The organism is Paracoccus jiaweipingae, assembly GCF_044335505.1.
GTDB lineage: Bacteria > Pseudomonadota > Alphaproteobacteria > Rhodobacterales > Rhodobacteraceae > Paracoccus.
In genome coordinates, this window is sequence record NZ_JBISBS010000009.1 from 70,538 (window position 1) to 89,126 (window position 18,589).

Below are 18,589 nucleotides of genomic sequence, written 5' to 3' on the forward strand. Positions count from 1 at the left end.
CGGGGCGGCGTTGAAGGCGGGGTCAGGCTGCGGCTAGGGTGGGGCAGGGCCGGGGCGCCGGTGCCAAAGGGTGCGGCGCCGGGTATGGCCGGCATGGAAAGGCGGGACGATGGGATCGGCGGTGTTCGGGTTTCTGGGTGGGCTGGGGCTGTTCCTGTTCGGGATGGAGGTAATGACCACCGCGCTGCGCGACCTTGCCGGGCCGGGGCTGCGGCACCTGTTGGCGCGGTTCACCACCTCGCCGTTGCGGGGGGTGCTGACCGGGCTGGCGGCGACGGCGGTGGTCCAGTCCTCGACCGCAGTGACGGTGATGACGATCGGCTTTGTCGGCGCGGGCATATTGGGTTTCGTGCAGGCGCTGGGCATTTTGTTCGGGGCCAATATCGGCACCACGCTGACCGGCTGGATCGTGGTGTTTCTGGGCTTCAGGCTGCATCTGGGCCAGATCGCCCTGCCGGCGCTGTTCGTGGCCAGCCTGATGGCGGTGCTGGGGCGCGGCCGGGTGGCGCGGCTGGGGCGGATGCTGGCGGGCATGGCGCTGTTGTTCATCGGGCTGGACATGATGCAGGACGCGGCCAGCGGCCTTGGCGGGCTGATCACCCCCGGTTTGTTGCCGGGGGACGGCCTGTGGGGGCGGCTGGCGCTGGTCGGGCTGGGGACGGTGCTGGTGATGGTGATGATGTCGTCCAGTGCCGGGCTGGCGCTGGCGCTGGTGCTGCTGGGCAGCGGTGCGATCAGCTTTGCACAGGCGGCGGCGCTGGTGGTGGGGATGAATATCGGCACGACATTCACCGCCATTCTGGCGGCAATCGGGGGTGCGCGCCCGGTGCGGATGACGGCGCTGGCCAACCTGCTGTTCAACCTTGGCACCGCGCTGCTGGCCTTTCCGGTCCTGTCGCTGCTGGCGCCGCTGCTGCACGCAACGCCGCTGGGTGCGGATGACCAGACCGCGCTGGTGTTGTTTCACAGCAGCTTCAACATCGCGGGCACGCTGGCCTTCCTGCCCTTTACCCACGGTTTTGCCCGGCTGATCGAACGGCTGGTCCCGCAGCGCCCGACCGCGCTGGCCGAGCCGCTGGACCCGCATCTGCTGGCTGACCCGGCGGCGGCGCTGGATGCGGCCCAATCGGTATGCGACGCGGTGGCGCGGCGTCAGGCGCAGGCGCTGGCGGCGGCGCTTACGGGGGGTGGCGACCTGCGTCCGCTGGCGGCGCTGTCGGCCCAGACCGGACCGGCGCTGGCGGCGATTGAAACCTATCTGGCGCAGATCACCATTCCGCTGGGGCAGGGGGCGCTGCTGTCGCGTTATACCGCGCTGCTGCATCAGCTGGACCACCTGTCGCGGTTGCATACCCGGTTGCAGGATCAGCAGGCCATTGCCGCGCTGCGCCAGATCGCGCCGATGCGGCGGCCCGCGCAGGCCATGGCGGCGGCGCTGACGGCGGTGCTGGATGGCCGCCGCCGCCCCGACGGGCTGGAGGATCTGGCCGCGATGGTGGCACAGCGGGGCGGGCGGGTGCGGCAGGCGCTGCTGGCCGCGCGTCCCGCCACCCCCGGCGCGGGGCTGGAGGTGCTGTTTCAACAGGCCGATGCGGTGCGCTGGCTGGGGCGGGTCGCGGCGCATTTGTCGGGGCTGGCGCGGCACCGGGCCAGTGCGCTGGCCGCCCCCGGTGCCGTGTCGGCTGGGTCAGCACCCGCCGCGTCATCCGCCACGCCGGGCTGACCGGGGGGCGGGTGCCCGCCGCCCGGTGGCGGCAGGCGGTTCCAAGGTGCGGGCCAGGGTGCGGGGCCGGAAGGCGTGGCCCCACAGGTGCCGGGCGCGTCAGGCCGACAGCGCGGCGATAATCGCGTCGCCCATGCCGCTGGTCGAAACCGGGGTGCCGCCTTCGGGGCCCATCAGGTCGGCTGTGCGCACGCCATCGGCCAGCACACGCTGGACCGCGGCCTCCAGCGCGTCTGCCGCCGCGCCCTCGTCAAAGGAATAGCGCAGCGCCATCGCGAAAGACAGGATACAGGCGATCGGGTTGGCCAGCGCCTTGCCCGCGATATCGGGGGCCGAACCGTGGACGGGTTCATACAGCGCCTTGGGCCGGCCATTGGCCATCGGCGCGCCAAGGCTGGCCGAGGGCAGCATCCCCAGACTGCCGGTCAGCATCGCGGCGGCGTCGGACAGGATGTCACCGAACAGGTTGTCGGTCACGATCACGTCGAACTGGCGCGGGTTGCGCACCAGCTGCATGGCGCCGTTATCGGCATACATATGCGACAGCTCGACATCGGGGTATTCGTTGTCATGCACCCACTGGACCTCTTCGCGCCACAGGATGCCCGATTCCATCACATTGGCTTTTTCCATCGAACAGACCTTGTTGCCGCGCTTGCGGGCCAGGTCAAAGGCGGCGCGGGCGACGCGGCGGATCTCGGCCGTGGTGTAACGCTGGGTGTTGATGCCGACGCGGTCATCGCCTTCGCCGGAAATGCCGCGCGGTTCCCCGAAATACACGCCCGAGGTCAGCTCGCGCACGATCAGGATGTCCAGCCCCGCGACGACATCGCGTTTCAGCGACGAAAAATCGGCCAGCGCGTCAAAGCACTGCGCCGGGCGCAGGTTCGCGAACAGGTCCATGTCCTTGCGCAGGCGCAGCAACCCGCGTTCGGGTTTGACGCTGAAATCAAGGTTGTCATAGGCCGGTCCGCCCACCGCCCCCAGCAGCACGGCATCGACCTGTTGGGCGCGGGCCATGGTTTCATCAGCCAGCGGAACGCCGTGCCTGTCATAGGCCGCGCCGCCGACCAGATCTTCGGAAATGTCAAAGGACATGCCGCGATTGGCCTCGAACCAGCCGATGATCTTGCGCACCTCGGCCATGACTTCGGGGCCGATGCCGTCGCCGGGCAGGATCAGCAGGGAATAGCGGTCAGACATGGGTTTTGCCTTTCTTGACGGGGTTGGAAAACGGGGTGTCGAGGGGGCGGATCACGGTCAGGATCACGCTGATTTGGCTTGTGCCCAGGCCCGCGATGGGGTCGGATCGGCGCCGACAGATACGGCACGAGGGGGCGATATGAGGCTGACTATTCCGGTTCTGATCGCGGCGCATCTGGCCGCGACGGGTCTGACGGCGATGGGCCTGACAGCGATTGGCCTGACAGCGACTGGGGCGCTGGCCGATGGCGGGGTCACGGTCAAGCTGCCCGATGTGTCGGCGCTGCCCAAGGCGCAGGCACAGGCGCTGATCGCTGAACTGGCGCGGGTCAATGTCATCACCTCGAACTGTCCGGGTTACGAGATCACGGACGGCGAATGGACGCTGATCACCGGCACCGGGGACAAGCTGGCGGCGCGGCTGGGGCTGGACCCGGCCAGCTATGACCAGACTTATTACGGGCCGGCCTTCCGGCTGCTGGACGACCCGGCCAGTTGCGACCGCATCGGGCCGACCGCGCGCCCGCTGATCCAGCGTCTGGTCGGCATGGGCGGCGGCACCGAACCCATCGTCAGCGGTGATGGCGGCTAAGGTCATTCGATCACCACATCGACCCAGACCAGCCGGTGAACCGAGGCCCGCGCCGCCAGTTCCGCCAGCGGCTGGTCCGGGGCGGGCCAGAACACGCCCGCATCGGTGACGTTCAAACCGCGCGAAGGCAGGACGTAATCCACCCGCAGGTTGCCGGGGGGCTTGTCGCCCCAGCTGGCGGTGTCCAGCGCCGGGTCGCCGCGATGCCCGGCATTGGCGCCGGTTTGCGGCGCCAGCGCGGCCCCGGCGCTGCGCGGGCGGGGGTCGCCGGTGCGCGCCAGCAGGTCGCGGATCGCCTGATGCCGCCCCTCGCCATCGACCGGGTCAAGATTGGCATTGCCCATCACCACGAACGGCCCCGGCACGTCATAGCGGGTCCAGAACGCGATTTCGTCATGGTTGCGGCGGCCATTGCGGTCCTCGGGACCGTCAAAGACCGGGGGTGTGGCCGAAAAGGCCAGCAGGTGCAGGGTGGTCTGGCCGACGCGCACCGGCACATCCCAATGTGCGACCGATGACAGGCGCTGAACCTGCGCCGCCTGTGGGGAAAGCGCCTGCCCGATCAGGTTGCCGGGCAGGTCGCGCCACAGCATCGCGGAATGATCGCGCGGCGGATCAAGGGGAAAGCGCGACAGCACCGCCATGCCGCCCTGCCCGGTAAACTGGCCATAGCCCTGCGCGTCACTGGACCGCCCCCGCCGCCCGTCGCCATTCAGGTCAATGCCGGTGGCCATGCCGCTGTTGGGCCGCGCGGCGAACAGATGGGCATAGTCCAGCCCCGCGTCCCGCAGGCGGTCGGCAAAGGCGGTCAGGGCCAGATTGTCGTAATCCCAGTCGATTCCGGTCAGCAGCAGAATATCGGGCCGGGTTTGCACGATCACCGTCAGCGCGGCGTCGATCTGGTCATCCTTGCCGCGCTGAATGTCGCGCAGCAACAGCCCCGGCCCCTTGCGGGTCAGGCCGGGGTCAAAGCTGGCAAGGCGCAGCCGGTCCGCCGCGGCGGGGGTGGCGACCGACACGACCGGTGCCGCGGCCAGCGCAGTGGTCAGCGCGGCGGCGATCACCGCCCCGAAAGCCCGCGCCAGCCGCAAGGGCGCTTACACCCAGGGGCGCGATTGCGCCATCTGCGCCTCGAACCCGTCAATGGCCGAGACCTTTTCCAGCGTCTGCCCGATATCGTCCAGCCCGTTCAGCAGGCAGTGCTTTTTATGCGGGTCAATGTCAAAGTGATAGGCCGTGCCATCCGCGCCGGTCACGGTCTGGGCCGCCAGATCGACGGTCAGGCGGGCGTTTTCACCTTTGCGGGCATCGTCCATCAGCGCCTCGACCGCCTCGGCGGGCAGGGTGATGGGCAGGATGCCGTTTTTGAAGCAGTTATTATAGAAGATATCGGCAAAGCTGGTCGAGATGACACAGCGAATGCCGAAATCCAGCAGCGCCCATGGCGCGTGTTCGCGCGATGACCCGCAGCCGAAATTATCGCCCGCGACGATGATCTGCGACTGCCGATAGGCGGGCTTGTTCAGCACGAAATCCGGCACCTCGTTGCCATCGGCGTCATAGCGCATTTCGTCAAACAGGTTCTTGCCAAGCCCGGACCGGTGGATGGTTTTCAGAAACTGCTTGGGGATGATCATATCGGTGTCGATATTGACCAGCGGCATCGGCGCCGCAACCCCGGTGATGGTGGTGAATTTGTCCATGATAACCCCCCGCTTACGCCATTTCCGCCAGAACGTCGCGGACATCGGTCAGATGCCCCGCAATGCCCGCCGCCGCCGCCATGACCGGCGACATCAGGTGGGTGCGGCCACCACGGCCCATGCGGCCTTCGAAATTGCGGTTGCTGGTCGCGGCGCAGCGTTCGCCGGGGGCCAGCTGGTCGGGGTTCATGCCAAGGCACATGCTGCACCCGGCCAGACGCCATTCGAAACCCGCATCGGTAAAGATCTTGTCCAGACCTTCTTCTTCGGCCTGCATCCGCACAAGGCCCGACCCCGGCACGACCATGCCGCGCACGCCCTGCGCCAGCTTTTTGCCTTTGACGATCCCGGCGGCGGCGCGCAGATCCTCGATCCGGCCATTGGTGCAGGAGCCGATGAACACCGCGTCGATTTTCACATCGCGCAGCGCCATGCCCGGCGTCAGCCCCATATAGTCAAGGCTGCGGCGCGCGGCCTCGACCTTGCCGCCGGTGAAATCCTCGGGCGCGGGGACGGTGGCGGAAATCGGCAGCACGTCCTCGGGGCTGGTGCCCCAGGTCACGACAGGCTCGATCTCTTCGCCGCGGATGGTGATGACCTTGTCGAAATGCGCGCCCTCGTCGGTTTGCAGCGTCTTCCACCACGCGACGGCGGCGTCCCATGCGGCGCCTTTGGGGGCGTGCGGGCGGCCTTTGCAATAGTCGAAGGTGGTGTCATCGGGCGCGATCAGGCCGGCGCGGGCACCACCCTCGATCGCCATGTTGCACACGGTCATGCGGCCTTCCATCGACAGATCGCGGATCGCCTGACCGCAATATTCGATGACATAGCCGGTGCCGCCCGCCGTCCCGGTGCGCCCGATCACCGCCAGCGTAATGTCCTTGGCGGTGACGCCGGGGCGCAGATGGCCGGTGATTTCGACCTTCATGTTTTTCGACTTGGTCTGGATCAGGGTCTGGGTGGCCAGAACATGCTCCACCTCGGACGTGCCGATGCCATGCGCCAGCGCGCCAAAGGCGCCATGGGTGGCGGTGTGGCTGTCGCCGCAGACAACGGTCATGCCGGGCAGGGTCCAGCCCTGTTCCGGGCCGACGATATGAACGATGCCCTGACGGATATCGTCCATCGGGTAATAATTCACGCCGAATTCGCGCGCATTCTTGTCCAGTTCCGCGACCTGCGCGCGGCCCTCGGGGTTTTCGATGCCGTTCACGCGGTCGGGGGTGGTGGGCACGTTGTGGTCGGGCACGGCGATGGTGCGTTCCGGGTGGCGGACCTTGCGGCCGGCCATGCGCAGCCCCTCGAAGGCCTGCGGGCTGGTGACCTCGTGGACCAGATGGCGGTCAATATACAGAACGCAGGTGCCGTCGGCTTGCCGGTCGACGACATGGGCGTCCCAGATCTTGTCATAAAGCGTGCGTGGATTGCCGGTCATGGCTGTCTCTTTTCAGATTGGCTGGATGAAGGGTGCAAAGCATCGGGGCCGCGCAGGCGGCCAGAACCGGCTTCACAGTCGGGCAGTCACGGACAGGCTTTCGCCGTAAAAGCGGCCCGGCAGGCGGGCGCGGTCGTGAATGTCGAAATAACGCATCATGGCATTGGAATAAGCCCTCGCGCCCCTTGTGGCAAGGCCCGCCGGGTGGTCAAATCAGCGGCAGGAGGCAGGATGGATCAGTTTTCCCCCGAGGTCATGCACGCGGCCCAAAGCGCCTGGGCGCAGATCAGGCTGTTCTTTGAAACGATGCTGCTGCCGTGGCGGCTGTATCAGCTGGGTGCGATTGCGCTGTTGTTCGGCGCGGCGCATGTGCTGGCGCGCGGGATCTCGCCGCTGTTTCGCGGCTGGCTGCGCGCGCGGGGCTGGTCCAGGGCGCGGCTGCGGCTGGCACTGCTGATCGACAAGCGGCTGCGGCTGATCCTGTTTTGCGCGCTTGCATGGCTGACCGTCGCCATCATGCGCGAGGTCACATGGCCATCGCGCAGCCAGCTGATCGCGCTGGCGGCGACCATTGCCACCGCGGTGGCGCTGATCGGGCTGTTGGCGCGGGTGATCGGCAACCGGTTCCTGCGCCGCATCGTGACATGGGCGGCGTGGATCTGCGCGGTGCTGTATTTCCTGGGCTTTCTGGGCGCGGCGACCCGCATTCTGGACAGCATCGCCATCACATTTGGCGAATTCCGGCTGTCGGCGCTGGCGGTGCTGAAGGCGCTGGCCGTCACCGGCATGATGATCGCGGCGGCGCGCATCCTGTCGCGCATGGTCTCAGGGCGGCTGGCCCTGAACGAGGACATCTCGCCCACGATGCGGGTGCTGACGGCCAAGCTGGTGCAGGTGGTGGCCTTTACGCTGGCAATCATCGTCGGGCTGAAGGCGGTGGGGTTCGACCTGACCGGGCTGGCGGTGTTTTCCGGCGCGGTCGGCGTGGGTCTGGGATTTGGCCTGCAAAAGGTGGTGTCGAATCTGGTGTCGGGGGTGATCATCCTGCTGGACAAGTCGATCAAGCCCGGCGACGTCATCAGCCTTGGCGACACCTTCGGCTGGATCGAGGAACTGGGCGCCCGCTATGTCAGCGTGGTCACGCGCGATGGCAAGGAATACCTGATACCCAACGAAGATCTGGTCACCGGGCAGGTCGTCAACTGGTCGCACACCAATGACTTTGTGCGGCTGGACATCCATTTCGGCACCTCTTACGCGGATGACCCGCATATCGTCAGCAAAGTGGCGATCAATGCCGCGCTGAAGGTGCGCCGGGTGCTGGCACAGCGCACGCCGGTCTGCTGGATCACCGGCTTTGGCGACAGCTCGGTCGATTATGTGCTGCGGTTCTGGATATCCGACGCGCAGGGCGGGCTGACCAATGTGCGCGGGCAGGTGTTTCTGGCGCTGTGGGACGCGTTTCAGGACAAGGGCATCACCATCCCCTTCCCGCAGCGTGAACTGCGCATGATCACCCCGGCGCTGGACCCGCCGCAAGGCGTCGGCGGCGACCCGGTGCCGGGCCGGCAGGAAAATGCCCCCGGCCATTGAGAAATCGCCCATCCGTGTTACATTGGACCTGCCCCTGCGCCGGGGGCCATTCGGCGCGTGACCCGGAGGAATACCCCCTGTCCACCCAGACCCCGTCGCCCAGCAGCCCTGCCGCGACCCCGAAAACCGCGCCGGCCAAGGCGCTTCTTGATTTGGTCCTGACCTCGCTGGACGATGACAAGGCCGAAGATGTGGTCAGCATCGACCTGCGCGGCCGGTCGTCGATGGCCGACCATATGGTGATCGCCTCGGGGCGCAATGCCCGTCAGGTCGCGGCCATGGCCGAAAAACTGGCTGATCGTGTCAAGCAGATGACCGGCCGCCCCGTCCGCGTCGAAGGCAAGGAGCAGGGCGATTGGGTGCTGATCGACACCGATGACGTGATCGTTCACATCTTCCGCCCGGAAGTGCGCGACTTTTACCAGCTTGAAAAAATGTGGATGCCCGCCGACGCATTGGCCGAACTGCGCCAGTCCCCTGCCAGCGCCCCGCAACCCGGCCCCGCCGTGTCACACTGATGCGGCTGGTGCTGGTCGCCGTCGGGCGGCTGAAAAAAGGCCCCGAGGCCGCGCTGGTGGGCGATTACCTTGACCGCTTTGCCAAGGCGGCCCGCGGCCTTGGCCTGCCGCCCGTTGATCTGGTCGAGCTTGACGACCGCAAAGGCGGCGGCATGGCGTCCGAGGCCGCGCTGATCGCCCGCGCCATCCCCGACGGCGCCGCGCTGGTGGTGATGGATGAACGCGGCGCGCAACCGACCTCGCCGGAATTTGCCCAACGTCTGGCCGGCTGGCGCGATCAGGCCCGCGACGTGTGTTTCGTGATCGGCGGTGCCGATGGCATCGACCCGGCGCTGCGCGACCGCGCCGATCTGGCGATCAGCTTTGGCCGCATGGTCTGGCCGCATATGCTGGCGCGGGTGATGCTGGCCGAACAGATCTATCGTGCCGCGACCATCCTGTCGGGCAGCCCCTATCATCGAAGTTAAGGCATATGCTGACCATTCATCACCTGAACGAAAGCCGGTCGCACCGCATCATCTGGCTGGCCGAGGAGCTGGACCAGCCCTATCGCATCGAACAGCACTGGCGCGACCCGAAAACCATGCTGGCCCCCGAAAGCCTGCGCCGGCTGCACCCGCTGGGCAAGGCGCCGATGGTGGAACGCGACGGGCAGATCATCGCGGAAACCGGCGCGATCATCGAGGCAATGGCCCAAGGTTCGCCCCTGCGCCCCGATCCACATACCGAAACCGGGCGCGATGTGACCTATTGGCTGCACTATGCCGAAGGGTCGGCCATGCCACCCCTGGTCATGTCGCTGGTGCTTAACAAGATGGTGGACCGCAGCCCGGCGCTGCTGCGCCCGCTTGCCCGCAAGCTGGTCAAAGGCGTCCATGACGGCTTTACCGGCCCGGACCTGGCCCGGCAGATTGCGTTCTGGGACCAGCAGTTGCAGCAAGGCGAATGGTTCGCGGGTGGTGATTTCACCGTGGCCGATATCGCGATGAGCTTTCCCGTCGAAATGGCCGCATTGCGTCTGGGTGCGGCGGATCACAGCGCGATCAGAAACTGGCTGGCCCGCATCCACGCCCGCCCCGCCTATCAGCGGGCCCTGGAAAAGGGCGGCGCGTTCAGCGGCGCGCAAGCGGGCTGAGGCGGGGTCAGGGGGCGCTCGCGCCCCCTCTGGCCGGTGGCCATTCACCCCCTGAAGGTATTTGTGACAGAAGCGAGGGTGGCGCGCCGTCATCTGACCTCGCTTCTGTTGCAAATACCTTGGGGGGCGGCCGCAGGCCGGGGGGCAAAGCCCCCATCGGCGCAAAACCCCGCGCAGTGTGCCGGCTTTGCTTGCGGCAGGGCGGGCAGGGGCGTAAACCCGGCCTGTATTTCCCGTCAGGAGGCCCCGATGAGCGACCGCAATCCCGTCATGTTGTGCATTCTGGATGGTTGGGGCCTGTCCGACCGCCCCGAAACCAGCGCCCCCGATCAGGCCGATACGCCGGTCATGGACCGGCTGATGGCGACCTGTCCGCATGGCACGCTGGTCACGCATGGGCCTGATGTGGGCCTGCCCTCGGGGCAGATGGGCAACAGCGAGGTCGGCCACACCAATATCGGCGCCGGGCGCGTGGTGGCGATGGATCTGGGCCAGATCGACCTGGCGATCGAGGATGGCAGTTTCGTGCGCAATGCCGCGCTGGGCGATTTCGTTGCCGCGATGCAGGCCAGCGGCGGGACCGCGCATCTGATCGGGCTTATCTCGGACGGGGGGGTGCATGGCCATATCCGCCACATCATCGCCGCCACCCGTCACATTTTCGCGCAGGGGGTGCCGGTGGTGATCCATGCGGTCACCGATGGCCGCGACGTGGCCCCCGATTCCGGGCTGGATTTCATCACCCAGTTGCACGCCGCCTTGCCCGAGGGGGCGCGGATCGGCACGGTGATCGGGCGCTATTACGCCATGGATCGCGACCATCGCTGGGAACGCATCGCCGCGGCTTACGCGGCCATGGTGGCCGGATCGGCGCAATATCGCGCCGACGACGCCCCCAGCGCCGTGCGCATCGCCTATGAGCGCGGCGAAAGCGATGAATTCATCAAGCCCACGGTTCTGGACGGCTATGCCGGTGCGGTGGATGGCGACGGGATTTTCTGTCTGAATTTCCGCGCCGACCGCGCGCGCGAGATCCTGTCCGCCATTGGCGAACCGGGGTTCGACCATTTCGCCACCGGCCCGCGCCCGAAATGGGCCGCGATGCTGGGGATGGTCGATTATTCCGATGTCCATAACCACTTTATGACCAGCGCCTTCCCCAAGAAACAGGTGGTCAACACGCTGGGGGCCTGGGTCGCGGCCAGGGGGCTGCGCCAGTTCCGGCTGGCCGAGACCGAGAAATACCCCCATGTCACCTTCTTCCTGAACGGCGGCAAGGAATCCCCCGAACCGGGCGAGGACCGCTTTATGCCCTCCAGCCCCAAGGTCGCGACCTATGACCTGCAACCCGAAATGGCCGCCCCCGAGGTCACCGAACGGCTGATCGCGGCCATCAATGACCGCTATGACCTGATCGTGGTGAATTATGCCAACCCCGACATGGTCGGCCATACCGGCAGCCTGCCCGCCGCCGTCAAGGCGGTCGAGGCGGTCGACAAGGGGCTGGGTCAGGCGCTGGCGGCGCTGGCCGCGCAGGGCGGGGCGGCGGTGATCATCGCGGATCACGGCAATTGCGAGGTCATGGTCGACCCCGAAACCGGCGGCCCGCATACCAGCCACACCACCAGCCCGGTGCCGGTGATCGTGGTTGGCGCGCCGCAGGGGGCAACGGTTCAGGACGGCCGGCTGGCCGATGTCGCACCCACGGTTCTGGACCTGATGGGGCTGGACCTGCCGCCGGAAATGACCGGCCACAGCCTGATCCGCCGGGCATGAGGCCGATCCGCGCGATCTGTCTGGCGCTGGCCCTGCTGGCGCCACCGCTGCCGTTGTCTGCCGACGCGGTCGAAGATGCGGCACGACAGGCCGCCGGGGCCGCACAGCAATTGCGCGACGCCATCAGCCAGATCGACACGGCGCTGACCGCTGACGATCAGGTGGTGGCGCTGACCCGGATGATCCGCGCCTATGAACAGGGGCTTGGCGCGTTGCGGGACGGGTTGCGCCGCGCCTCGATCCGCGAGGCCGAGATCCGGCAGGGCTTTGACGCGCGCCGCGACCGTCTGGGGCGGGTGCTGGGGGTGATGGTGGCGATGGAACGCAGCCCCGAAACCACGCTGCTGCTGCACCCGTCCGGGCCGGATGCCACCGCGCATTCGGGGATGGTGCTGACCTCGGTCGCGCCGGCCTTGCAGGCACAGGCCGAGGCGTTGCGCGGCGATTTGCAGGAAATCAACAAGGTCCGCGCCCTGCAACAGGCGGCGGCGAATGAGCTGGCGCAGGGCCTGGGGCAGGTGCAAGAGGCCCGCCGCCTGCTGGCCAGCGCCGTCAGCGACCGGTCACATCTGCCGCCGCGTTTTGCCAGCACGCCCAAGGAATTGCAGATGCTGAAGGATTCCGCCACCACGCTGGACCAGTTCGCCGCTGGTATCGCCACGATGGAGGAAGATGTCGGTGCCCCGATGGGCGATTTCGAAGGCGCGCAAGGCAGCCTGCGGATGCCGGTGATGGGCAGCGTGCTGCGCGGCTATGACCAGCCCGACGCGGCGGGGGTGCGCCGCCCCGGCATGATCATCGCCACCGCGCCCGCAGCACTGGTCACCACCCCCTGGCCCGCAACCGTGCGCTATCGCGGGCCGCTGCTGGATTACGGCAATGTGATGATCGTCGAACCGGCACGGGGCTATCTGATGGTCTTCGCCGGGCTGTCGCAGGTCTTTGGCGAGGTGGGCGATGTGCTGAAATCCGGCGAACCCATTGGTTTGATGGGCGGCGCCGAGGCCCCGGCACAGGAATTCGGTGTCGGTTTCGTGCGCAATGCCGCCAAGGGCGGGGGTGCGGGCCAGACCGAAACCCTGTATGTCGAACTGCGGCACGGCAAGGAAACGCTGGACCCGGCGGAATGGTTTGTGCTCAATCCCATTGTCGAGGCCGCCGCGCCCGAAACACAGGACTAAGGCAAGGACAGAATGAAGAAATATCTGATCGCAGGCATCGGTGGCACGCTGGCTGGTATCGTCGCGACCACCCAACTGGCCGGTCCGATCATCGCGCAGGAGGCCGACAAGAAGGTCTCGGTTTACGAACAGCTGGACCTGTTCGGCAGCGTGTTCGAACGTGTCCGTGCCGATTACGTCGAACAGGTTGACGACAAAAAGCTGATCGAGGCCGCGATCAACGGGATGCTGACCTCGCTGGACCCGCATTCCAGCTTTATGGCGGGCGACGATTACGAAGACATGCAGACCCAGACCCGTGGCAGCTTTGGCGGGCTGGGGATCGAGGTCGGTCAGGAAGACGGGCTGGTCAAGGTGATCTCGCCCATCGACGACACCCCCGCCGCCGAGGCCGGGGTGAAAGCGGGCGACTATATCACCCATGTGGACGGGGAATCGCTGATGGGCCTGTCGCTGGACGAGGCCGTGGACATGATGCGCGGCCCGGTCGGGTCGGACATTACCGTCACCATCCTGCGCGAGGGAGAAAAAGAACCGTTCGACATCACCATGACCCGCGACACGATCAAGCTGACCGTGGTGAAATCGCGGGTCGAGGGGCACGCCGTGGTGCTGCGCATCTCGACCTTCAATGATGAAACCATGTCGACCCTGAAGACCGAGATGGCCAAGGCGGTCAAGGACGCCGGTGGCATGGACAAGGTCACGGGTTTTGTCATCGACCTGCGCAACAACCCCGGCGGCCTGCTGAACCAGGCGATCGACGTCAGCGATGCGTTCCTCGACAAGGGCGAAATTGTCAGCACCCGTGGCCGCAAGCCCGAGGACAGCGAACGCTGGAACGCGAAGCCCGGCGATATGGCCGATGGCAAGCCGATGGTGGTGCTGATCAATGGCGGATCGGCCAGCGCGTCGGAAATCGTCACCGGCGCCTTGCAGGACCACCGCCGCGCGATTGTCGTGGGCGAAAAGAGCTTTGGCAAAGGCAGCGTGCAAACGGTGATGCCGGTGACACAGGACAGCGCCATCCGCCTGACCACGGCGCGCTATTACACGCCATCGGGGCGGTCGATCCAGTCGCTGGGGATTCAGCCCGATATCATCGTGGCCCAACCCAGGCCCAAGCCCGAGGCCGATGAGGACAAGCCCAAGACCCAGTCCAGCTTTGCCCGGTCCGAGGCCGATCTGCGCGGCGCGCTGAACAACGATTCCATCAGCGCGGAAGAGAAAAAGCAGATCGAGCAAGAGGCCAAAGAAGTCGAGGCCACCGCCAAGCTGCGCGACGAAGATTACCAGCTGGCCTATGCGGTCGATATCCTGAAAGGTCTGGCTGCGGTCGATTTTTCCGCCACGGCGGCGACGGACCTGCGCAGCGACACCAACCCCAAAGCTGCCGCTGACAAGGACAAGCCCGAATGAGCCATGATGACAGCCACCGCAGCGGCCCCGGCGGCCTGCCCTATCGGCCCTGCGCCGGGGTGGTGCTGATCGACCGGGGTGGCATGGTCTTTGCCGGCCAGCGCATCGACAACCCCGGCGCGGCCTGGCAGATGCCACAAGGCGGGATCGACAAAGGCGAATCGCCCCGCGAGGCCGCCCTGCGCGAACTGACCGAGGAAACCGGTCTGGCCCCCGATCTGGTCGAGGTGATCGCCAAGTCCAGCGACTGGGTCTATTACGACCTGCCCGAGGATATGCTGGGCAAGATCTGGGGCGGCAAATATGGCGGTCAGCGCCAGCGCTGGTTCCTGATGCGCTATCTGGGGACGGATGCGCAGGTCAATATCGCCACCGAACACCCGGAATTCAGCCGTTGGGCATGGATGCGCGCCGATGACCTGATCGACCGCATCGTGCCGTTCAAACGCGCGGTTTACGAACAGGTGTTCCGCGATTTCCGCGATCACCTTGCCTGACCGCCGTGCCCTGGCTGTGGGGCCGGGGCCGGGTATTTGGACAACGAAGAAACCCTGAATGACAAAGCGACCGTGCGGTTTTGCCCGACGGTCGCTTCTTCGTTGTGAAAATACCCAATGGCGCGGCACCCCGGACGGGCGCCGCCGCCTGTTGGGTCAGCGGCGCAGCTGCCCCAGCAAGATCGAGGTCGGATAGCCATCCGGCGTCACCCCGATGGCGCGCTGGAAGGCGGACACGGCCTCCATCGTGCCGGACCCGAACAGGCCGTCGATTTCGCCCTGATAAAAGCCCTTGGCCATCAGCCGCTGCTGGATTTCCTTGCGCTCGACGGTGGACAGCGGGCGGTCGCTGCGCGGCCACGCGCCCTGAATGCCGGCCCGCCCGGCGATGCGTTCGCCCAGGAAGCTGACGCCAAGCGCATAATTGTCCGAGTTGTTATAGCGCAGGATCGACCGGAAATTGTCGGTGATAAAGAAGGCCGGACCCCGTGCGCCCGCCGGCATGATGATCGACCCGCTGCCCGACGGCAGGCCGCCGCCACCGATGCGGCGCACGCCCTGTGCGGCCCATGCGGCGCTGGATTTGCGGGTGCCTTTGCCGATCTGGCCCATCGGGAAGCTGGACGGCAACTGAACCTCGGCGCCCCAGCTTTGGCCGCGATTCCAGCCGTTGCGGGCCAGATAGGCCGCGGTCGAGGCCAGCGCGTCGGTCGGGTCGTCCGACCAGATGTCGCGGCGGCCATCGCCGGTAAAGTCGACCGCATATTCCAGAAAGCTGGTCGGCATGAACTGGGTGTGGCCCATCGCGCCCGCCCATGACCCGACCAGATGCGCCGGGTCGGTGTCGCCCGCCTGAATGATCTTCAGCGCCGCAATCAGCTGTTTTGCGAACATTTCGCCGCGCCGCCCGTCATAGGCCAGCGTCGCCAGCGAAGGGATGATCTGCATCTTGCCGCGATTGGCGCCGAAATTCGATTCCATCCCCCAGACCGCCAGCACGATTTCGCGCGGAACGCCATAGCGTGCCTCGATCGCGGCCAGCGTGCGCCCGTGCTGCGACAGCATCTGGCGCCCGGTCTGGATGCGCGCATCCGAGACCGCGCTGTCCAGATACAGCCAGACCGGCCGCGAGAATTCCGCCTGTTTGCGGTCAAGCCGGATCACATCGGGGTTATAGCGCGCCAGCCGCATCGCATTGTCATAGGTGCCGGGGCGGATGCCCGATGCCAAGGCGCGCGGACGGAACGACTGGACCCAGCGTTGCAGCCCGGCCTCGTCACCGGGGGCGGCGGTGGGGATGGGTTTGATCTCGACCGGGGCGCCGCGCGAAACGGGCGCGCCACAGCCCGCGACAAGGGCGATCAGCGCGGCCGAAGCGGCGAGGGAAAAGCGGGTTCTGGTCATGTCTGTGCCTGTTCCTTGACTGCGGGTTCTTCACTGCGGTTTGCGGCCCTTTGCGGGCGGTTTTCACAACAGTCTAACGCAGGCGTGAAGGCTTGCACAGGGGGCGCGGGGGCTGCGCGCAAAGCCCCGCAATCAGTGCAGCGTATCGTCCCCGGCATCGGGGCAGCCCTGAAAGAACGGCTCCATCTGGGCGATGATCACCGCGTTTTCATCCGCCGCGCGGGCCATCAGGGCGCGTTCCTCGTCGGGGATGTCATGGCCTTCGGCCTCGCGTTCGGCCAGCGTGCCGTAGCCGGTGACATCCAGCGGCGCCAGTCCGGCATCCTTGAGGATGGCGACGGTCTCGCGCACGGCCTCGGCCTCGTCGCGGCCGCTGGCGTAACAGACCAGCGCGGCGCCGGTCGCGCCATCGGGCAGGCCATCGCCCTGTTTGCGCCCGACCTGCACCAGCAATGTGTAAACCTCGCCTGCCATGGCTGTTCCTTTCCGATCAAGGTCGTATGCTGGCCCGAAACCATCCGGGGACCCACATGAGCAAAAGCCTGAACCGCGTCAAGGCCGCGCTGGCGGCGGCAGATATCGCCGCCGACATCCGAGAAATGTCCGACAGCACCCGCACCGCCGAAGATGCCGCCCGTGCCGTCGGCTGCGTCGTTGACCAGATCGCCAAATCCATCATCTTTCGCGGCGAGGAAACCGGCCATATCGTGCTGTTCCTGACCGCCGGGGGCAACCGCGTCGACACCGCAAGGGCCACGGCCACGGCAGGTCAGCCGTTGGGCAAGGCCGATGCCGCGCTGATCCGGGCCGAAACCGGCTTTGCCATCGGCGGCGTCGCGCCGGTCGGGCATCTGCGCCCGGTAACGGCGTTTCTGGACCCGCGATTGCAGGATTTCGAAATGGTCTGGGCCGCCGCCGGCACCCCGCGTCATGTCTTTGCCATCCGCCCCGCCGATCTGTTGCGGCTGACCGGGGCACAGGTCGCGCCCTTCACCGCCTGAGGCCAGAACGTAAAAAGCCCGCGGCATGATCACCGCGGGCCGGATGTTCAGGTCATGGCCTTCGCGCCACGCGGCGCGTTCAGGAAATCGCGCGATACAGCCAGATCAGGATCACCGCGCCAACCAGCCCGGCAATGCCCTGGGCAATCCAGCTGCCTGCCTGCGCATTGATCCCCACCATGGCGAACAGCGCATTGGCGATCACCGCGCCCAGAATACCGATCACCACATTGATCAGAATCCCGGTATCGGCCTTCATGATGCTGCTGGCGATCCAACCGGCCAAACCGCCGACGATAATGGCGGCAATCCACCCCAAACCCTGCATGATCTTTCCCTTCCGCTGTTGGGCAATATACCGCCTAACGCACCAAAAACCGTTTCGGTTCGGCGGTTCGGGCGGTTTTTTGGCGGCTTTCGCCTTGGCCAAAATATCCTCGGGTGGGGGAATGGCCGCAGGCCAGGGGGAGGGCGGAAAGCCCTCCCCTTTCTACCCGCGCCTGATCAGTCGCGCAGCAATTCGTTGATCGAGGTTTTCGAACGGGTTTTCGCGTCGACGCGCTTGACGATGACGGCGCAATACAGGTGGACGCCGTTTTTCGACGGCATCGACCCGGCCACGACGACGGACCCGGCGGGCACCTCGCCATACATGACTTCGCCGGTTTCGCGGTCGACGATCTTGGTCGACTGGCCGATGAACACGCCCATCCCCAGAACCGAGCCTTCGCGCACGATCACGCCCTCGACCACCTCGGACCGGGCGCCGATGAAACAGTTATCCTCGATGATGGTCGGGCCGGCCTGCATGGGTTCCAGCACACCGCCAATGCCGACCCCGCCCGACAGGTGGACGTTCCTGCCGATCTGCGCACAGGACCCGACGGTGGCCCAGGTGTCGACCATCGTGCCTTCGTCGACATAGGCGCCAAGGTTGACGAAAGACGGCATCAGCACCACGCCCTTGGCGATGAAGGCCGATTTGCGCACCACACAGTTGGGCACGGCGCGGAAACCGGCATCGCGCCAGCGGTTTTCGCCCCAGCCGGCGAATTTGCTGTCGACCTTGTCCCACCAGCCGCCATTTTGCGGCCCACCGGGTTGCAGTTCCATATCCTTCAGCCGGAACCCCAGCAGCACGGCTTTCTTGGCCCATTGATTGACGTGCCAGTCGTCGCCGCGCCTTTCAGCAACGCGCAGGGTGCCGTTGTCCAGCGCCTCCAGCGTGGCCTCGACGGCATCGCGGGTTTCGCCCGTGGTTTGCGGGGTGATCTGGTCGCGGGTTTCCCACGCGGCTTCGATGGCGGATTCCAGTGCGGCGTTGGTCATTCGTCTTCTCTCGGGTGGAAACTGTTCGCTTGGGGCTATAAGCCTGAACCGCCGGGCGCGCAACGCGGCCGCCAGTCAGC

Annotated in this window: 19 protein-coding genes; 11 read left to right on the plus strand and 8 right to left on the minus strand. The window is 66.5% G+C overall.

Going from position 1 to position 18,589, the window contains the following annotated elements; genetic code table 11:
* The first annotated feature begins 109 nt into the window (after window positions 1-109).
* Window positions 110-1,723: a Na/Pi cotransporter family protein gene (locus tag ACFXP9_RS13680; RefSeq protein WP_397209073.1), complete on the plus strand. Its 1,614-nt coding sequence runs from the start codon at window positions 110-112 to the stop codon at window positions 1,721-1,723.
* 99 nt (window positions 1,724-1,822) lie between these two features.
* Here the strand turns inward: ACFXP9_RS13680 and leuB are convergent, their stop codons facing one another.
* Window positions 1,823-2,926 carry a 3-isopropylmalate dehydrogenase gene (gene leuB / locus ACFXP9_RS13685; protein WP_397210286.1) on the minus strand — a complete coding sequence of 368 codons (1,104 nt, stop codon included), beginning with the start codon at window positions 2,924-2,926 and terminating at the stop codon, window positions 1,823-1,825.
* Between the two features lie 139 nt (window positions 2,927-3,065).
* On the opposite strand from leuB, the gene ACFXP9_RS13690 reads away from it, so the two are divergent.
* Complete coding sequence (locus tag ACFXP9_RS13690; protein WP_397209071.1) at window positions 3,066-3,518, plus strand: hypothetical protein; 453 nt, start codon at window positions 3,066-3,068, stop codon at window positions 3,516-3,518.
* Between the two features lie 2 nt (window positions 3,519-3,520).
* On the opposite strand, the gene ACFXP9_RS13695 is transcribed toward ACFXP9_RS13690, so the two are convergent.
* From ACFXP9_RS13695 to leuC, 3 genes are read right to left on the minus strand one after another with little or no spacing between them, the layout of a single operon-like run.
* Window positions 3,521-4,609: an endonuclease/exonuclease/phosphatase family protein gene (locus ACFXP9_RS13695; RefSeq protein ID WP_397209070.1), complete on the minus strand. Its 1,089-nt coding sequence runs from the start codon at window positions 4,607-4,609 to the stop codon at window positions 3,521-3,523.
* 6 nt (window positions 4,610-4,615) lie between these two features.
* On the minus strand, window positions 4,616-5,221 hold the full coding sequence (gene leuD, locus ACFXP9_RS13700) for a 3-isopropylmalate dehydratase small subunit (RefSeq protein ID WP_397209069.1): 606 nt from the start codon (window positions 5,219-5,221) through the stop codon (window positions 4,616-4,618).
* Window positions 5,222-5,234: 13 nt separating this feature from the next.
* Complete coding sequence (gene leuC / locus ACFXP9_RS13705) at window positions 5,235-6,656, minus strand: 3-isopropylmalate dehydratase large subunit (protein ID WP_397209068.1); 1,422 nt, start codon at window positions 6,654-6,656, stop codon at window positions 5,235-5,237.
* Between the two features lie 231 nt (window positions 6,657-6,887).
* On the opposite strand from leuC, the gene ACFXP9_RS13710 reads away from it, so the two are divergent.
* The 8 genes from ACFXP9_RS13710 (at window position 6,888) to ACFXP9_RS13745 (ending at window position 14,775) form a co-directional block, all read left to right on the plus strand.
* Window positions 6,888-8,249 carry a mechanosensitive ion channel family protein gene (locus tag ACFXP9_RS13710; protein WP_397209067.1) on the plus strand — a complete coding sequence of 454 codons (1,362 nt, stop codon included), beginning with the start codon at window positions 6,888-6,890 and terminating at the stop codon, window positions 8,247-8,249.
* 152 nt (window positions 8,250-8,401) lie between these two features.
* Window positions 8,402-8,767 (plus strand): ribosome silencing factor, encoded by a 366-nt coding sequence (gene rsfS, locus ACFXP9_RS13715; protein WP_397209066.1) that lies wholly within the window; start codon window positions 8,402-8,404, stop codon window positions 8,765-8,767.
* Window positions 8,767-9,234 (plus strand): 23S rRNA (pseudouridine(1915)-N(3))-methyltransferase RlmH, encoded by a 468-nt coding sequence (gene rlmH, locus ACFXP9_RS13720; RefSeq protein ID WP_397209065.1) that lies wholly within the window; start codon window positions 8,767-8,769, stop codon window positions 9,232-9,234. Before rsfS ends, rlmH begins: the two co-directional genes overlap by 1 nt.
* A gap of 5 nt (window positions 9,235-9,239) precedes the next feature.
* Window positions 9,240-9,902: a glutathione S-transferase gene (locus ACFXP9_RS13725; RefSeq protein ID WP_397209064.1), complete on the plus strand. Its 663-nt coding sequence runs from the start codon at window positions 9,240-9,242 to the stop codon at window positions 9,900-9,902.
* Between the two features lie 249 nt (window positions 9,903-10,151).
* Entirely contained in the window at window positions 10,152-11,678 is a 1,527-nt protein-coding gene (gene gpmI / locus ACFXP9_RS13730; protein WP_397209063.1) for a 2,3-bisphosphoglycerate-independent phosphoglycerate mutase, read from the plus strand.
* Window positions 11,675-12,859 (plus strand): murein hydrolase activator EnvC family protein, encoded by a 1,185-nt coding sequence (locus ACFXP9_RS13735; protein WP_397209062.1) that lies wholly within the window; start codon window positions 11,675-11,677, stop codon window positions 12,857-12,859. The genes gpmI and ACFXP9_RS13735 overlap by 4 nt, the downstream gene beginning before the upstream one ends.
* 12 nt (window positions 12,860-12,871) lie before the next feature.
* On the plus strand, window positions 12,872-14,278 hold the full coding sequence (locus ACFXP9_RS13740; protein WP_397209061.1) for a S41 family peptidase: 1,407 nt from the start codon (window positions 12,872-12,874) through the stop codon (window positions 14,276-14,278).
* On the plus strand, window positions 14,275-14,775 hold the full coding sequence (locus tag ACFXP9_RS13745; RefSeq protein ID WP_397209060.1) for an RNA pyrophosphohydrolase: 501 nt from the start codon (window positions 14,275-14,277) through the stop codon (window positions 14,773-14,775). Before ACFXP9_RS13740 ends, ACFXP9_RS13745 begins: the two co-directional genes overlap by 4 nt.
* A gap of 156 nt (window positions 14,776-14,931) precedes the next feature.
* Here ACFXP9_RS13745 and ACFXP9_RS13750 read toward each other — a convergent pair whose 3' ends face one another.
* Together ACFXP9_RS13750 and ACFXP9_RS13755 are read right to left on the minus strand one after the other, a co-directional pair.
* The gene (locus ACFXP9_RS13750) at window positions 14,932-16,179 is read right to left on the minus strand and encodes a lytic murein transglycosylase (protein ID WP_397209059.1); all 1,248 of its coding nucleotides are present in this window, start codon (window positions 16,177-16,179) and stop codon (window positions 14,932-14,934) included.
* 132 nt (window positions 16,180-16,311) lie between these two features.
* Window positions 16,312-16,653 carry a hypothetical protein gene (locus tag ACFXP9_RS13755; protein ID WP_397209057.1) on the minus strand — a complete coding sequence of 114 codons (342 nt, stop codon included), beginning with the start codon at window positions 16,651-16,653 and terminating at the stop codon, window positions 16,312-16,314.
* A 56-nt stretch (window positions 16,654-16,709) separates the two neighbouring features.
* Here ACFXP9_RS13755 and ACFXP9_RS13760 point away from each other — a divergent pair, with 56 nt between their 5' ends.
* Window positions 16,710-17,180, plus strand: a complete 471-nt coding sequence (locus ACFXP9_RS13760; protein ID WP_397209056.1) for a YbaK/EbsC family protein — start codon at window positions 16,710-16,712, stop codon at window positions 17,178-17,180.
* Between the two features lie 79 nt (window positions 17,181-17,259).
* Here ACFXP9_RS13760 and ACFXP9_RS13765 read toward each other — a convergent pair whose 3' ends face one another.
* Window positions 17,260-17,508 (minus strand): GlsB/YeaQ/YmgE family stress response membrane protein, encoded by a 249-nt coding sequence (locus ACFXP9_RS13765; RefSeq protein ID WP_397209055.1) that lies wholly within the window; start codon window positions 17,506-17,508, stop codon window positions 17,260-17,262.
* Between the two features lie 176 nt (window positions 17,509-17,684).
* Window positions 17,685-18,509: a 2,3,4,5-tetrahydropyridine-2,6-dicarboxylate N-succinyltransferase gene (gene dapD, locus ACFXP9_RS13770; RefSeq protein WP_397209054.1), complete on the minus strand. Its 825-nt coding sequence runs from the start codon at window positions 18,507-18,509 to the stop codon at window positions 17,685-17,687.
* Window positions 18,510-18,589 lie beyond the last annotated feature (80 nt).